The organism is Enterococcus lemanii (assembly GCF_016909125.1).
In the GTDB taxonomy this organism is placed as follows: domain Bacteria; phylum Bacillota; class Bacilli; order Lactobacillales; family Enterococcaceae; genus Enterococcus_I; species Enterococcus_I lemanii.
Window position 1 is genome coordinate 14,748 of record NZ_JAFBFD010000004.1, and the last position, 20,346, is coordinate 35,093.

General features: G+C 38.0%; 14 protein-coding genes. 10 read left to right on the forward strand and 4 right to left on the reverse strand.

Features of this window, described 5'->3' with window-relative positions; all coding sequences use genetic code 11:
- Nucleotides 1–198 precede the first annotated feature (198 nt).
- The 5 genes from JOD14_RS01880 to JOD14_RS01900 all read left to right on the forward strand — a co-directional run bounded on the left by JOD14_RS01880 (nucleotide 199) and on the right by JOD14_RS01900 (nucleotide 7,360).
- Nucleotides 199–2,574: a glycoside hydrolase family 2 TIM barrel-domain containing protein gene (locus JOD14_RS01880; protein WP_204652996.1), complete on the forward strand. Its 2,376-nt coding sequence runs from the start codon at nucleotides 199–201 to the stop codon at nucleotides 2,572–2,574.
- 413 nt (nucleotides 2,575–2,987) lie between these two features.
- Complete coding sequence (locus JOD14_RS01885; protein WP_204652997.1) at nucleotides 2,988–3,962, forward strand: ABC transporter permease; 975 nt, start codon at nucleotides 2,988–2,990, stop codon at nucleotides 3,960–3,962.
- A 13-nt stretch (nucleotides 3,963–3,975) separates the two neighbouring features.
- On the forward strand, nucleotides 3,976–4,944 hold the full coding sequence (locus JOD14_RS01890) for a carbohydrate ABC transporter permease (protein ID WP_204652998.1): 969 nt from the start codon (nucleotides 3,976–3,978) through the stop codon (nucleotides 4,942–4,944).
- 41 nt (nucleotides 4,945–4,985) lie between these two features.
- Nucleotides 4,986–6,572, forward strand: coding sequence for a DUF3502 domain-containing protein (locus JOD14_RS01895; protein ID WP_204652999.1), 1,587 nt, complete (start codon nucleotides 4,986–4,988; stop codon nucleotides 6,570–6,572).
- A 152-nt stretch (nucleotides 6,573–6,724) separates the two neighbouring features.
- Nucleotides 6,725–7,360 carry a YesL family protein gene (locus JOD14_RS01900; RefSeq protein ID WP_204653000.1) on the forward strand — a complete coding sequence of 212 codons (636 nt, stop codon included), beginning with the start codon at nucleotides 6,725–6,727 and terminating at the stop codon, nucleotides 7,358–7,360.
- Nucleotides 7,361–7,428: 68 nt separating this feature from the next.
- Here the strand turns inward: JOD14_RS01900 and JOD14_RS01905 are convergent, their stop codons facing one another.
- Nucleotides 7,429–7,953, reverse strand: coding sequence for a hypothetical protein (locus tag JOD14_RS01905; protein ID WP_204653001.1), 525 nt, complete (start codon nucleotides 7,951–7,953; stop codon nucleotides 7,429–7,431).
- 131 nt (nucleotides 7,954–8,084) lie between these two features.
- Here JOD14_RS01905 and JOD14_RS01910 point away from each other — a divergent pair, with 131 nt between their 5' ends.
- From JOD14_RS01910 to JOD14_RS01920, 3 genes are all read left to right on the forward strand, one after another.
- Nucleotides 8,085–8,912, forward strand: a complete 828-nt coding sequence (locus JOD14_RS01910) for a helix-turn-helix transcriptional regulator (RefSeq protein WP_204653002.1) — start codon at nucleotides 8,085–8,087, stop codon at nucleotides 8,910–8,912.
- 97 nt (nucleotides 8,913–9,009) lie between these two features.
- Entirely contained in the window at nucleotides 9,010–10,932 is a 1,923-nt protein-coding gene (locus JOD14_RS01915; RefSeq protein ID WP_204653003.1) for a glycoside hydrolase family 127 protein, read from the forward strand.
- A gap of 30 nt (nucleotides 10,933–10,962) precedes the next feature.
- Nucleotides 10,963–13,338, forward strand: coding sequence for a glycoside hydrolase family 127 protein (locus JOD14_RS01920; RefSeq protein WP_204653004.1), 2,376 nt, complete (start codon nucleotides 10,963–10,965; stop codon nucleotides 13,336–13,338).
- 77 nt (nucleotides 13,339–13,415) lie between these two features.
- Here the strand turns inward: JOD14_RS01920 and JOD14_RS01925 are convergent, their stop codons facing one another.
- On the reverse strand, nucleotides 13,416–14,213 hold the full coding sequence (locus JOD14_RS01925) for an AraC family transcriptional regulator (RefSeq protein WP_204653005.1): 798 nt from the start codon (nucleotides 14,211–14,213) through the stop codon (nucleotides 13,416–13,418).
- A gap of 116 nt (nucleotides 14,214–14,329) precedes the next feature.
- On the opposite strand from JOD14_RS01925, the gene JOD14_RS01930 reads away from it, so the two are divergent.
- Nucleotides 14,330–16,330 (forward strand): beta-galactosidase, encoded by a 2,001-nt coding sequence (locus JOD14_RS01930; RefSeq protein WP_204653061.1) that lies wholly within the window; start codon nucleotides 14,330–14,332, stop codon nucleotides 16,328–16,330.
- A gap of 49 nt (nucleotides 16,331–16,379) precedes the next feature.
- Here the strand turns inward: JOD14_RS01930 and JOD14_RS01935 are convergent, their stop codons facing one another.
- Both JOD14_RS01935 and JOD14_RS01940 read right to left on the reverse strand, forming a co-directional pair.
- Entirely contained in the window at nucleotides 16,380–16,931 is a 552-nt protein-coding gene (locus JOD14_RS01935; protein WP_239576042.1) for a beta-class carbonic anhydrase, read from the reverse strand.
- 11 nt (nucleotides 16,932–16,942) lie between these two features.
- Nucleotides 16,943–17,629, reverse strand: coding sequence for a YoaK family protein (locus tag JOD14_RS01940; RefSeq protein ID WP_204653006.1), 687 nt, complete (start codon nucleotides 17,627–17,629; stop codon nucleotides 16,943–16,945).
- A 222-nt stretch (nucleotides 17,630–17,851) separates the two neighbouring features.
- On the opposite strand from JOD14_RS01940, the gene JOD14_RS01945 reads away from it, so the two are divergent.
- On the forward strand, nucleotides 17,852–20,344 hold the full coding sequence (locus JOD14_RS01945) for a vitamin B12-dependent ribonucleotide reductase (protein ID WP_204653007.1): 2,493 nt from the start codon (nucleotides 17,852–17,854) through the stop codon (nucleotides 20,342–20,344).
- Nucleotides 20,345–20,346: the final 2 nt, after the last annotated feature.

The following is a 20,346-nucleotide window of genomic DNA, read 5'->3' on the forward strand; positions in this document are numbered from 1 at the left end:
AGATTTCTTATTTTTTGCTATTAGTTATCTATTAAAGTAATTTTAAGAGGGTTTTTCTTTTCATGAATTATCTAAAAAAGACATCTTTGTATTGAATATGATTGTTAAATTAGTATAATTAGAGTTGTAGGGAGACTAAATTCTTCCTTTTAGTTGTAGAAAAGATTGATAATAATCAAATAAATGAGGTGCAGAAAAATGAAAGCGGTAACGGTCGAGCAGTGGAAGTTTTATTTAGGCGATGAAAAAAATAGTTGGATGAAAGATTATGATGATCAAGCTTGGACGTCAGTGAATGTCCCACATGATTGGAGTGTAGAGCAGCCTTTTACACGTGAAGCTTCCAGTGGTACGGGCTATTTACCAGGTGGTATTGGTTGGTACCGTGGTCGTATTTCTTTAACAGCTATTCGAGATTATCCAACCATTCGTTTAATTTTTGAAGGTGTTTATAAAAACGCGCAAGTTTGGGTGAATGGTTACCATGTCGGGTCACGCCCGTCTGGTTATGCAACTTTTTCATTTGAGTTAAATGAACTGATTTCTTATGCTTTAGACGATGAATTAGTGATTGCAGTCCGCGTAGATCATACCGACATTTCAGATGCGCGGTGGTATAACGGGTCAGGAATCACTCGCCCTGTTCGGATTGAATGCCATAAAGCGTGTCAAATTGTTGAGTACGGTACTTTTTTTGAGACAAAGAAAATTGAAGGTGATCAAGCAACAATCGCCATTTCACACACCATCAAAAACAATTCTGAAAACCCAATTGAAGTGACGGTAACAGAAGAGTTACGTGCAGTCGACTCAAAGCTTAAAGCGACTTTTTCTCAAACCATTTTTTTAAAAGAACAAGAAGAAAAGCAAGTAATCTTTGACGAAAAATTAACCGGTTTTTCATTGTGGTCAGATGAACATCCGCATTTGAATTTTCTGAAAACAACTTTGACGAATCAAACGACAAAAGAAACAAGCGATTACGAAGCGTTAGTCGGCTTACGCACTTTTTCATTTTGTCCGGAAACGGGTTTTACCATAAACGGCGAGAACAAAAAATTAAGAGGAGTCTGCCTACATGAAGATGCGGGTTGCTTTGGTGTGGCCGTACCAAGTGTGGTCTGGTTACGTCGTTTAATGAAGTTAAAAGAGATGGGGACAAACGCGATTCGGATGGCACATAACCCTCATAGTCAAAGTTTGTATCGTCTGTGTGATATTTTAGGTTTTTATGTCATTGATGAAGCGTTTGATGAATGGGAAAATGCTAAAAATAAGTGGTGGCAAGGCCATAATGTTTATCCGCCAAAACATGAAGGGTATGCAGAGTTTTTCCCGAATTGGCATCAAGCAGATTTAGAAAATATGATTGATGTGAACAAAAATCACCCGTCAATTATTGCTTGGAGTATCGGCAATGAAATCGATTATCCCAACGACCCATATGCCAACCCGCTTTTTGCTGAAATGACGGGCAATAACGATGCCTCTAAACCAGCAGAAGAAAGAATATATAATCCTAATCGTCCGGATACAAAACGCTTAAGTACGATTGCGCATCGTTTAACGGAAATGGCTAAAAAGAAAGATCCTACTCGTCCGATTACTTTAGCGGCTGCCTTTCCAGAGTTATCCAGTCAGACAGGCTTACTTGATTCACTTGATTTAATTGGTTATAACTACAAAGAGCATTTATACGAAAAAGATCATTTACGCTTCCCCAATCAACCACTTATCGGAAGTGAAAACGGTCACGGATATCAAGAGTGGCTAGCTGTAAAAGAGAATAATTATATTTCAGGTCAATTTTTATGGACAGGTATTGATTACCTAGGTGAAGCGCATGGGTGGCCAATCCATGGCTCTGGTGCGGGGATTTTAACGCTGGCTGGCTTTGAAAAAGAGAATTATTACTTACGTCAAAGTTGGTGGCGCAAAGAACTATCGGCTTATTTAGTCACTCGTTTAGCGAACTCATTGGATAATCCTTATGGCGGTTATGAGCGAAAGTGGGATTATGTTCCTGAAACGCCTATAGAAGTCTTTTGTTTTTCAAATGGTGAACGCGCGGTGCTATCGAATGGCGGTAAAGAGTGGCCAATGACTTATGATGACAAAGTTGGTTATTTTAAAGCTGTTATTCCAGCAACTATGGCAACGTTAAAAGTAACAGTAACAAGAAGCGGTGAAGAAGTTACCGATGAATTAGAGGTTAAAACAAGTGCAAGTTACTTTGAAATTACGAATTGGCAAATAGGAAATGAGCAACAAACCTTGTTAGAATCTTTTCCAACAGTCATCGAAAATGATTTGTATCAACTTGAAATTGAATTAAAAGATCGCTTTGGCAAACGTGCCGTCAATGATTTAAACGTAACCGTTCTAGTAGAAGATGGGGCTCTTTTAGGTCTTGAAAATGGCGACTTAAGTGATATTACGGATTATACAGAAAATAAACGTTCGACTTACCAAGGGAGATTAATTTGTTATGTAAAAGGAAGTGCCGAAACTAAAATCAAGATAATGAGCAACAATCTTTTGCAAAAGAATTTTAGTTTGAGTGAACTTATGTAACAATAAAAAAATCAAAAATACCATTAAAATAAACCGAAAAAAGCAAATGATTATGAGAAAATTGTTTGCTTTTTTTAGCATAGATAATATTTTAAAGCATAATATCAACTGCTTTGTTCGTTGTCTAAATGAGCTATTCGCCTATTTAGTTTCCTTTTGTGATTATTAATCGAAAGGATTACTTATTAATTTAGTAGTTACGTTCATTATGTTGTTGACAATCGTTAATTGATTTTGGTATTATATAACCAATAACAAGATAACGTTTACAAAACAGTTTGCAAAAAGGTTTTTATATATGGAGAAACCTTTAAATCAGTTCTGTTTTTATTTAAACCACGTATTGTAAACGGTTTCCACATAATTTATTAATGTTGTTCTAATTGAATTAAAAGTAGGAAGGAAGAAGGAAGATGGAGATAACTAAGGAAGCAGCCTTTTCCAAAAGTGACAAACAAGGAAATAGCAGAAAGAAGAAGCCTTTTGTTACAAAGATAAAAGAAAATCGTGTTTTGATTTTAATGTGTATTCCCGCAATTATTTTCTTTTTAGTTTTTGCCTATGCCCCAATGCCAGGAAATTACATCGCCTTTACTAATTTTAACTTTCGCGATGGCATTTTTGGTAGTCCTTTTGTTGGGTTGAAAAATTTTGAATTTTTGATTAAATCTGGTCAACTTTGGAATTTAACCCGCAATACGATTTTATACAATATCGCTTTTATTGGTTTGGGGAATATTTTGCAAATTACGATTGCCTTGATGTTAAACGAAATTCATAATAAATACTTCAAAAAAGTGTCACAAACATTAATGTTCTTACCTTATTTTATTTCTGCTGTTTTAATTGGAGCAATTGCTTTTAACATTTTAAATTATGATACGGGTGTTTTAAACACCATTATCCGTGAAGCAGGCGGGAATCCTTTAAAAATTTATAGTATGGCAGGTGCTTGGCCATTTATCATTATCTTCTGTCAATTATGGCAGTCAACCGGTTATGGTTCGATTGTTTACTTTGCGGCAATTATGGGAATTGATAAGAGTATGATTGAAGCAGCCCAAGTAGATGGAGCAACGAGTTGGCAACGTATTCGTTATGTGATCTTACCAAATTTAAAACCAACATTTGTCATTTTACTCTTATTTTCACTAGGCGGCATCATGCGAGGAAATTTTGGCCTTTTCTGGAACTTAATTGGAAATAACTCTCAGCTTTACGCAACGACTGATATTATTGAAACGTCTGTTTATCGTATGATGATGTCACAAAATAACTTTACCGCGTCGACCGCAGTTGGGCTTTACCAATCATTATTTGGTTTTGCTTTAGTGATGATTAGTAACTGGGTAGTTCGTAAAATAAATAAAGACTACGCACTATTTTAGGAGGCCAAAAGACATGGAGAAAACAAAAATTACAAACAATTTAAACGTCGAGTCAAACAAGACTGCGACCACGACAAAAAATAAAAGCAACCAAAAGGTCAAAACGGACACTTCAGGTAAAATTTTAAAAATAATCTCGTATACGTCCGTTATTTTGTTTACGTTACTATGTGCCTTGCCGTTTGTCTTAATTATTTCTGCCTCATTTAGTAGCGAGGCGATTATTGCAAAAGAAGGTTTTGGACTATTGCCAAAGGGCTTCACGCTAGATGCGTATAGTTATGTTTTTCGTTTCCCTAAAATGATTTTAGGTTCATATGGGGTGACCATTGCCCTTACCGTTATTGGAACCGTGACGGGCTTGTTTATTATTGCGATGACCGGTTATGCTTTACAAAGAAAAGATTTTCATTTTCGCGATAGTTTATCATTTTTCATCTATTTCACAACCTTGTTTTCAGCCGGAATGGCCCCGAGTTACATTTGGATTTCACGCTACTTAGGCCTAAAAGGCAGTTATTTGGCCGTGTTACTTCAGTTACTTATGTCGCCGTGGTTAATTATTTTAATGAAGAATTTTGCCAAGTCGATTCCGTTTGAGATTGTCGAGTCCGGTAAGATTGATGGCGCAGGCGATTTCCGCATTTTCTATCAATTAGTGTTACCAATGTTAAAACCCGCTTTAGCAACGGTTGGTTTATTTTTAGCATTAGGTTACTGGAATGAATGGTACTTGTCTTCGTTATATTTAGGTTCAACCGTGACTTACAAGCCACTACAATATTATTTATATAATATTATTAATACTGCCAATGCTCTACGAAATTCTGTTGCAGGTGCAAACGTAACGGTGACCCAATTACCATCAAATACGTTAAAAATGGCAACAGCAGTAGTCGCAACCGGTCCAATTATTTTCTTATACCCCTTTGTACAGAAATATTTTATTTCAGGAATTACAGTTGGGGCAGTAAAAGGTTAGTAAAGATTTAATTTATATATCATTTTTAGGAGGGTACAAGAATGAAAAGAAAATTAATCAAAAAAGCGACAACGGGGTTACTACTAACGGGGTTAGCAGCAACCGCTTTGGCAGGTTGTTCAAGCGGCGGCACAACAGATGGTTCTGGCGGTGGGAAAGCGAGTGGCAAAGGGAAACCAACGAACGTCACGATGTTGGTTTTAGGTGATAAACCAACAAATGGTCGTTTAGAAAATATGTTAGACGTTTTAAATGAAAAATTAACGGATAAAGTCAATGCAACACTAGATTTACACTATGTTGAATGGGCAGATTGGCAAACACAATACAATGTGGAGTTATTAAGTGGCGATGGTTCTGTTGACTTAATTACAACGGCAACTGACTGGCTCTACGGCTGGGAAAACGCCCAAAAAGGTGCCTTCTTACCATTAACCGAAGAAATTTTAAAAGAAAATGCTCCGAAAACGTGGGAACAAGTATCGGCTGATGGAAACTGGGATTTAACTAAATTAGAAGATGGCAATATTTATTTTGTACCAGAAGATAGTTATACACAATATACAAACCATGGTTTCTTCTACCGTGGTGATTGGGCGAAAGAAGCAGGCCTAGCCAATGGTGAAGTGACGAAATTTGATGATTTAACGAAGTATTTTGAATATGTTTTAGCAAATAAAGAAGACGTGGTTCCTTGGGAAACGAATAATCCAGCCGGTGCAATCGATGCTTATGTCAAAGGCAATTACGATTACCGCACGTTGATTGGTGTGAACGTTGGGAACTACGAAATGTGGCAAACAACCGCGAGCGAACCTTATAAGATTACTTCTTATTTAATGGAAGGCGATGCATTGAAAAAAGCAGCAGCTGAAGCGAAAAAATGGAACGACATGGGTGTTTGGCGGGAGGACGTCTTGAACTTTACAGGCGATTCTCGTGACTTATTCTATAATGGCCAAGCAGCTGTTGATCAACACCATACACAAACATTCTTATCACAAATCGTTTACAACATGGGCACAAAACAACCCGGTTCAGATGTGAAAATGTATTACTATGGTCAAGAAAATAACAACATTGCACGTGACTTAAAAACACATGGTGCGATGGCAATCAGTGCTTCTTCTAAAAATCCAGAAGTTGCTTTACAAGTTTATGACTTGTTACGTAACGACGAAGAATGCTACCGTTTAATCAACTACGGGATTGAAGAGGTTGACTATGTAGTGACAGAAGATGGGAAATTAGACTACCCAGAAGGTTATGATCCTTCGACGGACGGTCTTGGTTCAAATTTCTGGGCAGGTCGTATGGATAAATTTGAACTTGATAAAGCAACCGATGCACCAAATAAAGCGGAAATTTATGCTGCTTTAGATGAAATTTCACATAACTATGAATTTGAAAACTTAATCTTTAATAAAGATACAATTGAATCGAGTCAATCGGCCATGGCAAGTGTTTTATCGACGTATATGCCACAATTACAAGCCGGTAAATTTGCAGACCCATCCGCAGAAATTGATAAAATGCGTGAAGAATTAAAAACAGCAGGCTATGAAGAAGTACTTGCTTCATTACAAGCTGACATGGACGCATTTGTACAGCAACAAGGCTTAAAATAAGGTACAATCAAATGGGATCTAAATAGAAATCATTTGAGTAAATAAAAACCGAGCAAACAAGATGAAACCTGACGATCCCCTATTCAATTTTGTCGTAAGGAATTAAACTTGCTTTGCTCGGTTATTTTATTGGAATGGCAGGGAGTGGCACAATGAAATTTTTTGATTTAAATTCACCAGCAGCAAAATTTTTAACTCATATCGCCGATTTAATGTTGGTTAATTTGTTGTTTTTAGCTTTTTCACTTCCAATTGTTACTTTTGGTGCCTCGTTAACCGCACTGAATTTTGTGACCTTACAAATTGTTGAAAACAAACAACCAGCTATTTTGGCTAGCTTTATAAAATCATTCAAACAAAATTTAAAACAAGCAACAATTTTATGGGGGGGTGTTTTTAGTATGGGTGCCGTGTTTTTTGCGTGGCACATTGTCATTGAAAATATGGTCGTGGCTAACTTGGCTTCTTTTTTACGACTAATTTTTTATGTCGCATTCTTTTTGTTTTCAATGATGATAGTGTATCTTTTTTATTTACAGGCAAAATTTGAAAATACCATTCAAGCAACGTTGAAAACCGCGTTCTTAATGGCTATCCGGCACTTTTTTACGACGCTTTTAGCATTGCTACTGATTGGTTGTACCTTTATCATTATCTTTTTTTACCCGAAATTAACGGGTTATGGCTTATTATTTATTTTAGGTGGTTTTGCCTTTGTTTCATTTGTGCTTAGTATTTTAATGAATCAAGTATTTAAACAATACATTAAAGAAGAAGCGGTGCAATAAACAGGCTTAGACGATAAAAAATGGCACTTGCCTTTAAGCAAATGCCATTTTTTAATGGTTGTTCGTCGTTATTTGACAGGACTGTTTTCGTGAAGAGAGGAAATAACCGCTTCGTGTGGTGCGTGAATGGCTTGGTAAATCGTGTAAGAATCGTCTAAAGGAAAAGTTATTTGTCCTTCGCTCATTTCACCAACCATGGCATTTGCCTCACTACTTGCCTTGTTTGGCAAAATAAATAAGTCCACTTCTTTTGCGGCCATTTGAGCCATGAGGACCTGTTTGTGATCCATATTGTTGACTTGGTAATTTTGAACGTCGATCAAAAGTTCCTCATCAAGCTTGTCTTGAATATCAGCCGTGATGTTTTCGATGGTTTCAATAGTTAAAGGTTGGTCGCTAATAATTCGGATATTTAGATCGGGTGTTTGATTGGTTAACATCGAATAACTAAAGACAATGATTATAAAAAGTCCAATCAAAAGTCCAATTAACCACTCTTTATAAGCATACATGAGATAAGCAATTTTTTCTTTTTTAGTTGTACGTTTATCGAGATTTGCTTGGATAATGGGGCTATGTTTCAAATGGTACACGCTCCTTTGTTTTAAGTAGGTACTCATTTATCTTACCAAAGTAAGGTTGAAATGCAATCTTTAAGTTAAAATAAAAAGAAACAATGATGATGAAGAAAAAACGTTTAAAAGGCAAAGAAAGTAGGACTTTTATGTTGACACATTATTTAGTTGGAGAAGACGTGCAAATCACCTTTCATTGGTGTGGTTTCTTCCAATCAAAAGAACTTTGGCAACACGAAGAACGCCGCAATCCTGATTATGAGTTGATGATTGGGGTAGAAGGCGTGATGCATTTAGAAATTGAAGGAAAAGCGGTTGATTTAGTTCCGGGTATGTTGTTAATCATTCCACCAAAAGCGCATTTTTTTGGTCGGAAAAAAAGCGCGCAAGTCCGTTTTTACTGGTTGCATTTTTCAACCACTAATTTAAAAACGGTCTCTTCTTTAGACAAGCGAGCAACTTGGTGTTTACCATTAGCAAGTCAAGAGTTGTTAATGGACAACGAAATCGCACTACTCCAACAACTCCAAACGGTAAAGCAACAAGCTTATGCGGACAATCCATTGTTAAATGCCTATGCGCGGACTCTTTTATTAAGTATCAATGAAAAACAACGCGCTTTAGCGATGCCTAAAACAACCACCCACTATTTAATTGAGCACGTAAAGAATTTCTTGCAATCCAATTATCAAAACACATTGTCGGTGTCGGCTGTCGCTAATTATTTTGGCTATAATCAGGCTTATTTATCACATTTGTTTGCAAAAGAAGTGGGGCAATCGATGACGAGTTATCTTATAGGCATTCGATTGGAAGCGGCTAGACAACAATTGCTGACGAGTGTCGATTCAATTGAAGCCGTTTCTAATGCTTGCGGTTTTGAAGATAGTAAGTATTTTTCACGTGTCTTTTCAAAACAATACGGGAAGTCCCCGCGTGCTTATCGCCAAGAGAAAGGGCAAATTAACCAAATGTAAAAAATAGAATCTAGCTTTTGTCCACCTTTTCCATTTTCCTTCTAACGACAAAGAAAGTTTGTTTTTTTATAATAGAAGAAAAGGGAGGGGAAAAGACATGCAAGTACAAATTGAGGATGCATTTTGGAATGCCCAAATAAAAAAAGTTCAAACACAAATGTTACCTTTTCAGTGGCAAGTCTTAAATGATGAAGTAGCCGAGGCGCCAAAATCAGGGGCTATAAATAATTTTAAAATTGCGGCTGGAAAACAAAAAGGTGAGTTTTACGGGATGGTATTTCAAGATACCGATGTGTATAAATGGCTAGAGGCGGTTGCTTACTCATTAGCAATTCAACCCGATCCGGCGTTAGAGGCGTTGGCGGATGAAACGATTGATTTAATTGGTGCAGCACAAATGTCAGATGGGTATTTAAATACGTATTTTCAAATTTTTAAACCCGCATTAAAATGGACGAATTTAACGGATAATCATGAGCTTTATTGTTTTGGCCACTTAATTGAGGCAGGGGTAGCGTATTATGAAGTGACGAAAAAGCAACCGATTTTAACCATCATCACCAAAGCCGCCGATCTTTTAACTGCACGTTTTGGTTACGGTCAACCGCTTGCTTTTCCAGGACATCCTGAAATTGAATTGGCTTTATTACGTCTGTATCATTTAACAAAAAAAGCAGCGTATTTAGAATTAGCAAAATATTTTATTTTAGAAAGAGGGCAACAACCGAGCTTTTTTGTAACAGAAACAAAGGAGCGAATTGCAAACCACGTTCCTTCATGGATTGATATTATGCATGATGGTTTTGTCGTTCCAGAGTTTACTCATTCAGAAGATGTTTCTTATTATGTCGCAACGAAACGTTTAATTGATCAAACCGTAGTAGAAGGGCACGCGGTTCGAGCTTGTTATTTATATACCGCACTCGCTGATTTAGCTGCCTTAGAAAACGATCCTACCTTAAAAAATGCGGCAATGCGTTTGTTTGATAATGCCACGACAAAGCAAATGTATCTGACCGGTGGTTTGGGTCAAACATGGCGCAATGAAGGGTTTACGCATGATTATGATTTGCCGAATGATACGAACTATTGTGAAACGTGTGCGGGTATTTCACTCATCTTTTGGGCACGTAAAATGTTGGCGCTTCACTCTGACAGCCACTATGCAGAAGTTATCGAACGAGCACTTTATAATAATACATTGGGGGCAATGGCGCTTGATGGCAAAAGTTTTTATTATTCGAATGTTTTAGAAAAAGGCCCACATCATTTAACCGATGCCGCTAGACCGAAATGGCATGCTTGTGCGTGCTGCCCACCGAATCTTGCTCGTTTATTATTATCGTTGAATCATTATCTTGCGCATGTTGAAAACGAAATTTTTTATTTAGATCAATTTATCGGGGCGAATTATATCGAAATGTTTACTGAAGACGCCGAAATAACGGTGCAAGCAAATTTACCTTTTGAAGGACAAGTCGAGATTCAAGTGAAACAAGCACCAGAAAATAAACAATTAGCCATTCGTCTACCGAAATGGAGCGCGCGTTTTTCAGTATTTAAAAATGGTCAACGACAAAGAGAAGGGTTAGATTTTACCATCAATCAAGGCTATCTCATTTTTCACGAAGCCATGCAAACAGGTGATCACTGGGTGTGTACCTTTGAATTAACTGCACGTTTGACGTATGCGAACCCACTTGTGAAAGCCGATATAGGCAAAGCAGCGTTAACCAGAGGACCGCTTGTTTATTGTTTAGAAGAAGAAGACAATGGCCCTCACTTATGGCAATTGACTTGGTCGGCGGAGGAATTCGAAGTAGTCAAAGAAGAAACAACTAATAAATTAGCCGACATGGTTTTACTAAAGAGTCTCGCGCTAAGAGAAGTCGCGCTTGATCAAGATTTGTATACGTATCATCAACCAACGACACAAACACAAGTCGTAACGGCCATTCCATTTTTTGCCCGTTACAATCGAAGTGTTGGAGAGATGCAAGTTTGGACGAGGTATCGTTAAAAAAGAGAAAAAAGTTGAGGAGTTCAAAAAATGCAAGCCATTCAGACAAATGAAATTCACATTACTGACCCATACGTTAAAAGAGCCCAAGAGGGTTTAGTTACGTACTTATTAAGTCTAGACGCCAAACGTTTTTTATACGAAATTTATAAAGTAGCCGAATTAGAACCGTTAACAACCGAAGGATATGGTGGTTGGGAAAGAAGCGATGCGATTAATTTTCGTGGCCATTTTTTTGGGCACTTTCTTTCGGCTAGCGCACTGGCTTACCAAGCTGAAAAAAAAGCAAGCCCCAAAGCGCAATTACTAGCTTCTTTAAAAACGGCGGTTGCAGGACTTGCAACGGCTCAAAAGCATTATGCACAGCGCTATCCAGCTAGTGCCGGTTATATTTCTGCTTTTCGTGAAGCAGCTTTAGATGAAGTCGAGGGCAAGGCGGTTACACCAGCAGAAAAAGAAAATGTTTTAGTTCCTTGGTATAACCTACACAAAATTTTGGCCGGGTTACTCGATGTGCATGAATATTTAGCAGAAGCAGATGAAACGCTTAGCCAACAAGCCTTACAAGTGGCAACACAATTTGGTGATTATATTTATCGCCGAATGGTTCAGTTGCCAGATAAAAAACAAATGTTGACAATTGAATATGGTGGGATGAATGATGCGCTTTATCGTTTGTATGAAATAACGCAACAAACGGAGCACCAGTTAGCAGCCACTTATTTTGATGAAGACGAATTGATTGAGCAACTAGCTTTAAACCAAGACGTATTGGCTGGAAAACATGCCAATACGATGATTCCAAAATTAATTGGCGCCTTAAACCGTTACCGAGTATTGCAAAATCAGCCAGCAAAATTAAGCAAAGAAGGACAAGCCACACTAGAACAATCCTTTCAAGCGGCAAAGAGCTTTTGGGATATTACGGTAAAGACCCACACTTACTGCACAGGAGGCAATAGCCAAAGCGAGCATTTTCATGAGCCAAACGAACTTTATTTTGATGCGGAATTACGCAATGGCGATTGTACTTGTGAAACGTGTAATACCCACAACATGTTAAAGTTAACTCGAAATTTATATTTTTTAACTAAAGAAAAGAAATACTTAGATTATTACGAACAAACTTATATTAATGCCATTTTAGCTTCACAAAACCCTGAAACAGGGATGATGATGTATTTTCAGCCAATGGGAGCCGGCTATAATAAGGTTTACAATCGCCCGTATGATGAGTTTTGGTGTTGCACAGGAACAGGGATTGAAAGTTTTGCTAAACTAGCCGATACTTTTTATTTAGAAGAAGACCAAACTATTTTTGTCAATAGTTATTTCTCCAATACGTTGCAGCGAGTAAAGGAGAATTTAATCCTGACTCACGAGATGGATCGCGCTAAATTCCGTGCTAAGTTAACCTTTTCGAAGCTTAATCCATTGGAAGAAAGCCGCTCGATGACGCTAGCTTTACGTCTGCCGACTTGGTCAAGTCAAACGACGATTGCAATCAATGGCGTAGAAATTGATTTTACGGAAAAAGCGGGTTTTGCTTATTTGCCGACCCGTTTAAATTTGACTGATTCGATTGAAATCCAATTTTCGCCACAGCTAACATTTGTCGCAACCGCTGATAATCCAGCCTATGTCGCGCTTACTTACGGACCGTATGTTTTAGCCGGTGGGTTCGATAAAACAGACATAGACGCGGACAATCCAAACGGTATCTTAGTGCGTGTAGGAACAAAAGACCCATTATTAGCAGATAGTTTAACGGTCACTGATCCAAACTGGCAAGCCAATTTGAGTCAATCACTTGAAGCAATCGAAGTACCCGATAAACTATGTGCGTTTAAATTAAATGGTGCAGAAGAAAAAATAATATTTACGCCTTATTATGAAATGCACGGTGAAAGATATGGGATTTATTTTAAAGTGAGGATGAAAAATTCAGTAGAAGCCAAACAAGCGCAAGAGGAAAAAGAAGCCTTACTCAAACAACAAGCTCAAATCTACCAAGAACTCCATCATTTTGATGAAAACAATAGTGAATATGCTAAAAATTTAAGTTACCAACATTCTTTTGTCGGCGATTTTCACGGAAAACGGTATCGGATAGCCGAGGCAGACGGGTGGTTCCAATATGAATTTTCGCTGCAACCAGTGGAAGAGACCCTTCGTTTGGCACTCGTTTTTCATACGGCAGATTATAGTAAAACAATAAATGTGCAAATTGGCGAGGAGACTTATCAAATCGAAGTCCCTCATTCACCAACGTCGACTTTCATTACTAAAGAATTACTTATTAGCAGTCGTCATGTTTCTGATGGCAAATTACAGTTGAAATTTGCTAGTCAAGCTCAAAACTCGGCCCGTCTTTTTGGTATTCAACTCTTAAAATTAGAAAAATAAAAATATGTCTCAAGGAAGTTATTTCCTTGAGACGTTTTTTTTATCTGGCGATCAATTCTTGTGCGCATCACTCAGGTTTAATACAAGGAGCGGAATTTCTTTGGTGTGGATTGCGTCCGTTTTTTAAAAACGTGTATAAATTGACTCGTTGAATCAAAACCAACTCTTGTTGCGATGGTTTGGACAGGTAGGTCAGGTTCATTAATTAATAATTCTTTGGCTTGACGAATGCGAAAGTCAATTAAATATTGGTAGGGACTTTGATTCATAAACTTTTTAAACAAACGCGTAAAATATTGTGAACTAATAAATAGCTTTTGGGCAATTTCTTCGACGGTTAAAGAATCATGGTAGTTTGTTTGTATTTCTTTTATTCCAGGTTCGATGTATTTTTGAAATAATGGGTGTTCCTGAATCGGTTCTTGTGCTTGACCTAATTGCAATAAAAATTGATAACAGAGTACGGACAAATTTAAACGTTGCGCTTCGTCTTCAAAAACCGTAATCATTTGCTGAATATGTTTAGAAAAAGAAAAGTTCTCTTGATCTTTAGCTAAAATATAAGTTTGGTTTGAAAGAATCTCGTTAAAATGATTTTTTAAATGGCCTTCAAACGTAATAAAGTTGGTCACCCAGTCAGCACCTAAAGGGTAATAGGCGTGTGGAACAAACGGGGCGATTAAAATCCCTTCTTTTTCTTCTAGAATAATTTTTTTATTTTCAATCCAAATTTCTCCTTTACCGGTCTCGGTTTGAAGCCAGTGATAGAGTGGGTAACCTTGCATACGTTGGAGGCTCACTTGCGACCATTGGTTACCGAGACTTTCAACACTGATGGGAAGCGGTGTGGAAGTTAAGTTGAAATAAACCGTCATCGTAGTATCCTTTCTAGTTCGTAATCTTATACTTTTAAGTTTAGCATATTATACATTTTTTGCTAGGGAACGTTTACAATGAAGGGGACAAAATAAGGAGGCAATGAAAAATGACAATGAAAGAAGTTCAAAGAATGCTTTATGGTGGCGATTATAACCCAAATCAATGGGGAGAAGAAATTTGGGCAGAAGACATGCGTATTTTTAAACAAGCAGCGATTAATTCTGCTACGATTAATGTTTTTTCCTGGGCTAAGATTCAACCAAGTGAAGAAATTTACGATTTTGACCAATTAGATAAAATTGTAGAAATGTTATCAAAAGAAAACTACGAGATTGTTTTAGGGACTGCAACAGCCGCTTTACCAGCTTGGATGTTTAAAAAATACCCTGAAGTTGGGCGCGTGGATTTCGAAGGCCGCCGTCATCGTTTTGGACAACGTCACAATGCTTGCCCCAATAGTTTAGTATATCAAAAATATGTCGCTCGTTTAGTCGAAAAATTAGCTGAAAGATATGGCGACAATCCTAACGTTGCGGTTTGGCATGTGAACAATGAATACGGTGGCGAATGTTATTGTGAAAATTGTGAAAAAGCTTTCCGTGTTTGGTTGCAAAATAAATATCAAACCATCGAAGCATTAAATGCCGCTTGGAATTTTGACTTTTGGGGTCATACGGTGTACGAATGGGATGAAATTGTGGTACCAAACGTCTTAGGCGATGCGATGAGTTATGACTCAACCGCTTTTGCTGGTTTATCGATTGATTACCGCCGTTTTGTTTCGGATAGTTTGTTAGAGAATTTCAAATTAGAGCGTGATTGCATCCGCAAGTTCGATCAAAGCACCCCAATTACAACCAATATGATGGGGAGCTATAAAGGGCTTGATTATTTTAAGTGGGCAAAAGAAATGGATCTTGTCTCATGGGATAGTTACCCGTCTTATAATACGCCATGGAGCTATGTTGCGTTAACACACGACTTAATGCGCGGCTTAAAAGATCAACCGTTCATGTTAATGGAGATGACACCAAGCCAACAAAACTGGCAGCCGTATAATTCGTTGAAAAAACCAGGACAATTACGAGCGCAAAGTTACCAAACCGTCGCTCATGGTGCAGATACGATTCAATACTTCCAAATGCGTCGTACAAAAGGTGGTTGTGAGAAATTTCATGGCGCAGTGATTGAACATGTCGGTACTGAAAACACCCGTGTCTTTCGTGAAGTTGCGGAGCTTGGGCTGGAGTTAGCCGCCTTGCAAGATAAAATTTTAGATGCCAAAACAACTTCAGATGTCGCACTTGTTTTTGATTGGGATAACTATTGGGCGCTAGAATATACAAGTGGCCCCAATAAAGATTTAAAATATGTGGATCAAATCCATCAATTTTATCGTTATTTTTATGATCAAAACATTTCAGTTGATTTCGTTCCTTTTGATGCGGACTTTTCAAAATATAAAGTTGTTGTTGCCCCTGTCTTATACATGATAAAAGAAGACATGGCCGAACGCTTGGAAGACTTTGTGGCGTCTGGAGGGACATTTGTAACAACCTTTATGAGTGGGATTGTCGATCAATCCGATAACGTTCATTTAGGTGGGTACCCTGGACCATTAAGAAAGTTAGCCGGTGTATGGGTGGAAGAAATCGATGCACTTGCTCCTGAACAAAGAAATACCATTATGTTTAATGACGAAACAATCGGTACTACTTCACTCGTAAGTGATATCATCCATTTAGAAGCTGCTCAAAGTTTAGGTGCTTACACCGATAATTTTTATGCTACGACACCATTTGCAACGATAAATAAATTTGGAGAAGGACATACTTATTATATCGGCGCACAGTTAGATCAAGCGTCACTCACGAAAGTTTTAACGAATGTTTGCACAACAGCTGCCGTCACGCCAACAATTGCAGAAAAAACAGCATTAGAAGTTTCTTACCGTGAAAAAGCAGGCAAAGGATTTTATTTTATTTTGAACTTTACACAAGAAACACAACCACTGCCACAAATTTTTGCAGGCAAGGTGGATCTGTTGAAAAATCAAGCATTAACACAAGAAACGACTCTTGCGCCATTTGCTGTGTTGTTGGTTGAAGCATAAAAAACCGACTTGATGGAAATTTTCCATCAAGTCGGTTTTTTTAATTGATTTAACCCACCACGCGTAATTTTCCAGTATGTGGGTTAATTACAAAGCCGCGAACTTCGACGTCTTTTGAAATCAGTGGATGCGTACGAATCGATTCTACCGTTTTTTCAACCGATTGATCGACGTTAGCAAACCCTTCTAACCAACGTGCAGTATCAAAGTTAGGTGTGTCAAAAGTTTCAAAATCAGATTGTGTAACCCCACGTTCTTTCATTTTTTCAATGAGCGGTGAGTTGTCAACATTGCTCATCCCACAATCATCGTGGCCAATCACCATAATTTGTTTAATATCAAAAGCATAAACGGAAACAATTAAACTACGAATGGTAGAACCAACTGGACTGGTAATCATGCCCCCGGCGTTTTTAATAATTTTCGCATCGCCATTTTTAATGCCTAAAGCAGCAGGTAATAGTTCTGTTAAACGACTATCCATACAAGTTAAAATGGCTATTTTTTTGTTTGGATTACTATCCGTTTGATAGGGTAAATACTCTTTGTTAGCAACAAATGCGTCATTGTGTTTTAAAATATCTTCAAAAATTTGTTTCATTTTCTTCCCCCTTATCCTTGACGTAAAGAGATAAAATCGCCTTTTTCACGCCTATTAAATATTATAATAACAAAAATCAAGAAAAGTAAAATGATTGAGACACCTAAAAGCAATGTTGTGACCGGAATGTTCGGTTGTAGCCATCCTGCTAAAAAAGCACCAGAAACGGCGACTAGCCAAATTGCTAGATCAATTGCAGCGGAACGCCAAGGTCGATTTTTTTGTAAAGCTTGTGAAATAGAGACGCCAAGGGAATGAAGAACCCCTGAAAAAAAAGTACGTCCGATAATTTTATGGTCAACGACAATTTGAATGGCGTTTTGAATCCCCATCGCAACGGTCAATGGCAAATAAGACCATTCATCCGTTAAATTATAAGAAAGCATAAAAAAGCTCGTGAGGACAAGAATAGTTTCAATCATTAAAATAATGAGCAGTTGATGAGTGTGCCACCGACTTTTAACTAAATCACCAGCAAAAGCACCAAAGACAAAACCAAAAATTAATAATAAGTAAGGCAAAGCATGTTTAAACTCTCCTTCTGCTAAATAAAAAGCCAAACGCGTTGAATTGCCACTCATAAAAGATAAAAACATACCACCAATTCCAAATAAACCTAAAATATCAATAAAACCTGACAAACCACTTAAAAAAAGGGCAAGGATAATTTTTCTTCGTCTAGATTGCTGTTCACGCATTGCTTTCCCTCCAAAAATCCAATAAAAAGTCTCTTTTATCATACTAAAAGGCTGCCTGTTGGTCAAAGGTTGTTGGTCTTTTCACAGGTAAAAAGTAAACAAAAAAAATTCTTATTCTAACATAAAAATAAATAAAATCAATCTTGAAATACACAATATATAGTGAGATAATTTATATCTAGCACAATATGTTGTGTTTATGGATTCTAAGGAGTGGTATAGATGAAAAAGTATTCTGCCCAACAAGTGGCGCAGTTAAATGATAGTATTGCACAATTTCCTACTGTTTTCCCAGTAACAAGTGAGATGAAACAAACGTTTGCGGGAATTTCTCGTTTGATTTTATTAGATCGTTATGCCGCTAAAGATACGCACAACCAAACATTGCAAGTCAATGATCTGGTTGTTTTAACAACGAGACATGACCCGCAATACCCAGCACGTGGCCTTGGGCAAGTCAAAGCGATCAACGGCGAAGCACTCACGATTGAAGTCGAAGCAGAATTTCGCAGTGCTTTGATTGAAGCGCAAGAAATGCAAACCGGCCGAGTGATACGACAACGTTCAGAAGTTGAAAAGCCGCTAGAACTTTATTACGAACAAATTGCCCGCCGAGTGGCAAAGGGAATTGCCCAAAAAGAACAAACACCTGAAAAAGTAGCGGCAGCAGAAGCTCTTTTTTATGAGCAGTTACAGGAGCAAAATCTGATTCCAGCCGGCCGAGTCTTATATGGAGCTGGAACAAAATCCGAAGTCACCTACTTTAATTGTTATGTGATGCCCTACATAGAAGATTCGCGCAGTGGCATCGCACGACATCGAGAAGAAGTCATGGAAATTATGAGTCGTGGTGGAGGGGTTGGAACAAATGGCTCAACGTTACGCCCGAAATCGACCGTTGTTCATGGGGTCAACGGCAAATCTTCAGGTGCGGTTTCTTGGCTCAATGATTTAGCGAATTTAACCCATTTGGTTGAACAAGGTGGCAGCCGACGTGGGGCGCAAATGATAATGTTAGCCGATTGGCACCCAGATATTTTTGAGTTTATTATTGCCAAAATGCAAAACCCGCAAATTTTACGTTACTTAATTAAAACGACAAAAAATCCGACAATAAAGCAGTTGGCTGAAGAAAAATTACAATTTACACCTCTGGTAGCTGGTGAAAAAGAAGCGTTAGAAAAACTAATACAATACCAAGAAAATTTTGGCTTAATAAAGAATGATTTTTTAAGACAAAGTAAGCAAAAATTAAATGATGGCGGTACTTATAGTGTGAATACGCCAGACTTTTTAACTGGAGCCAATATCTCGGTTTGTTTAACGAAAGAATTTATGCAGGCCGTTGAAGAAGATGCTACGTACTCCTTGCGTTTTCCGGCTGTTGATACGTATACAGTAGAGGAAATGGCTGATTACGATAAGAATTGGACCGAAAGCGGTGACGTTCGCCAATGGGAAGCCAGTGGCCGTCGCGTAAAAGTTTATCAAACCATTCAAGCGCGTGAATTATGGGACTTAATTACATTTTGTGCCACGTATTCAGCGGAACCAGGTATCTTCTTTATTGATAATGCCAATGAGATGACCAATGCCCAAGCTTATGGACAAAAAGTAGTTGCAACCAACCCTTGTGGTGAACAACCGTTAACACCGTATGCGGTTTGTAATTTAGCGGCGATTAATTTAGCAAAGATGGTCAATAAAAAAACAAAGACGGTTGATTTTGCGAAGTTAGAGTTAGCTGTCCAAACAAGCGTACGTTTTCAAGATAACGTCATTGATGCCACACCGTACTTCTTTGAAAAAAATGAGCACCAAGCCAAAGGAGAACGCCGCGTAGGGTTAGGCGTGATGGGCTTAGCCGACTTGCTAATTTATTGCGAAAAAACGTATGGATCAGAAGAAGGTAATGCACTTGTGAATCAAATTTTTGAAAAGATGGCGATAACGGCTTATCAAACCTCCATCGAATTAGCCAAAGAAAAAGGCAGTTTTCCATTTTTAATTGGCCAAACAAAGGAAGAAACGCAACGTTTACGTGAGAAATTTATTCAATCTGGTTTTATGCAAAAAATGCCAATCGAAATTCGCGAAGGGGTCTTAAAGTATGGCATTCGAAATTCCCACTTACTAACGGTAGCGCCGACTGGTTCAACAGGCACGATGGTCGGTGTTTCAACCGGGCTCGAACCATATTTTTCTTTTTCTTATTTTAGAAGTGGTCGCCTAGGAAAATTTATCGAAGTAAATGCTGAAATTGTAGAAGAATACCTTGTCGAACACCCAACAACGACCAAAGACCAGTTACCGCCATTCTTTATTTCAGCCATGGAACTAAGTCCAGAAGCACACGTGGCCGTTCAATGCACCATCCAACGTTGGATTGATAGCTCTATTTCAAAAACGGTTAATGCTCCTCGAGGTTATCAAGTCGCGCAAGTTGCACAGATTTATGAAGCTTTGTATCGCGGAGGGGCCAAAGGTGGAACGGTTTATGTCGATGGCAGTCGGGATTCGCAAGTTTTAACATTAGAAGCCAAAAAAAACGAACCGACTTCCCTCGAACCAATGGTAGAAAAAGAAATAAAGCTAGCAACAACCGGGCTTGATTATGGCGATCTTTGCCCAATTTGCCATGAAGGAACAATTGGGGAAATTGGCGGCTGTAGTACCTGTACGAATTGTAAAGTTCAATTAAAATGTGGATTATAGGA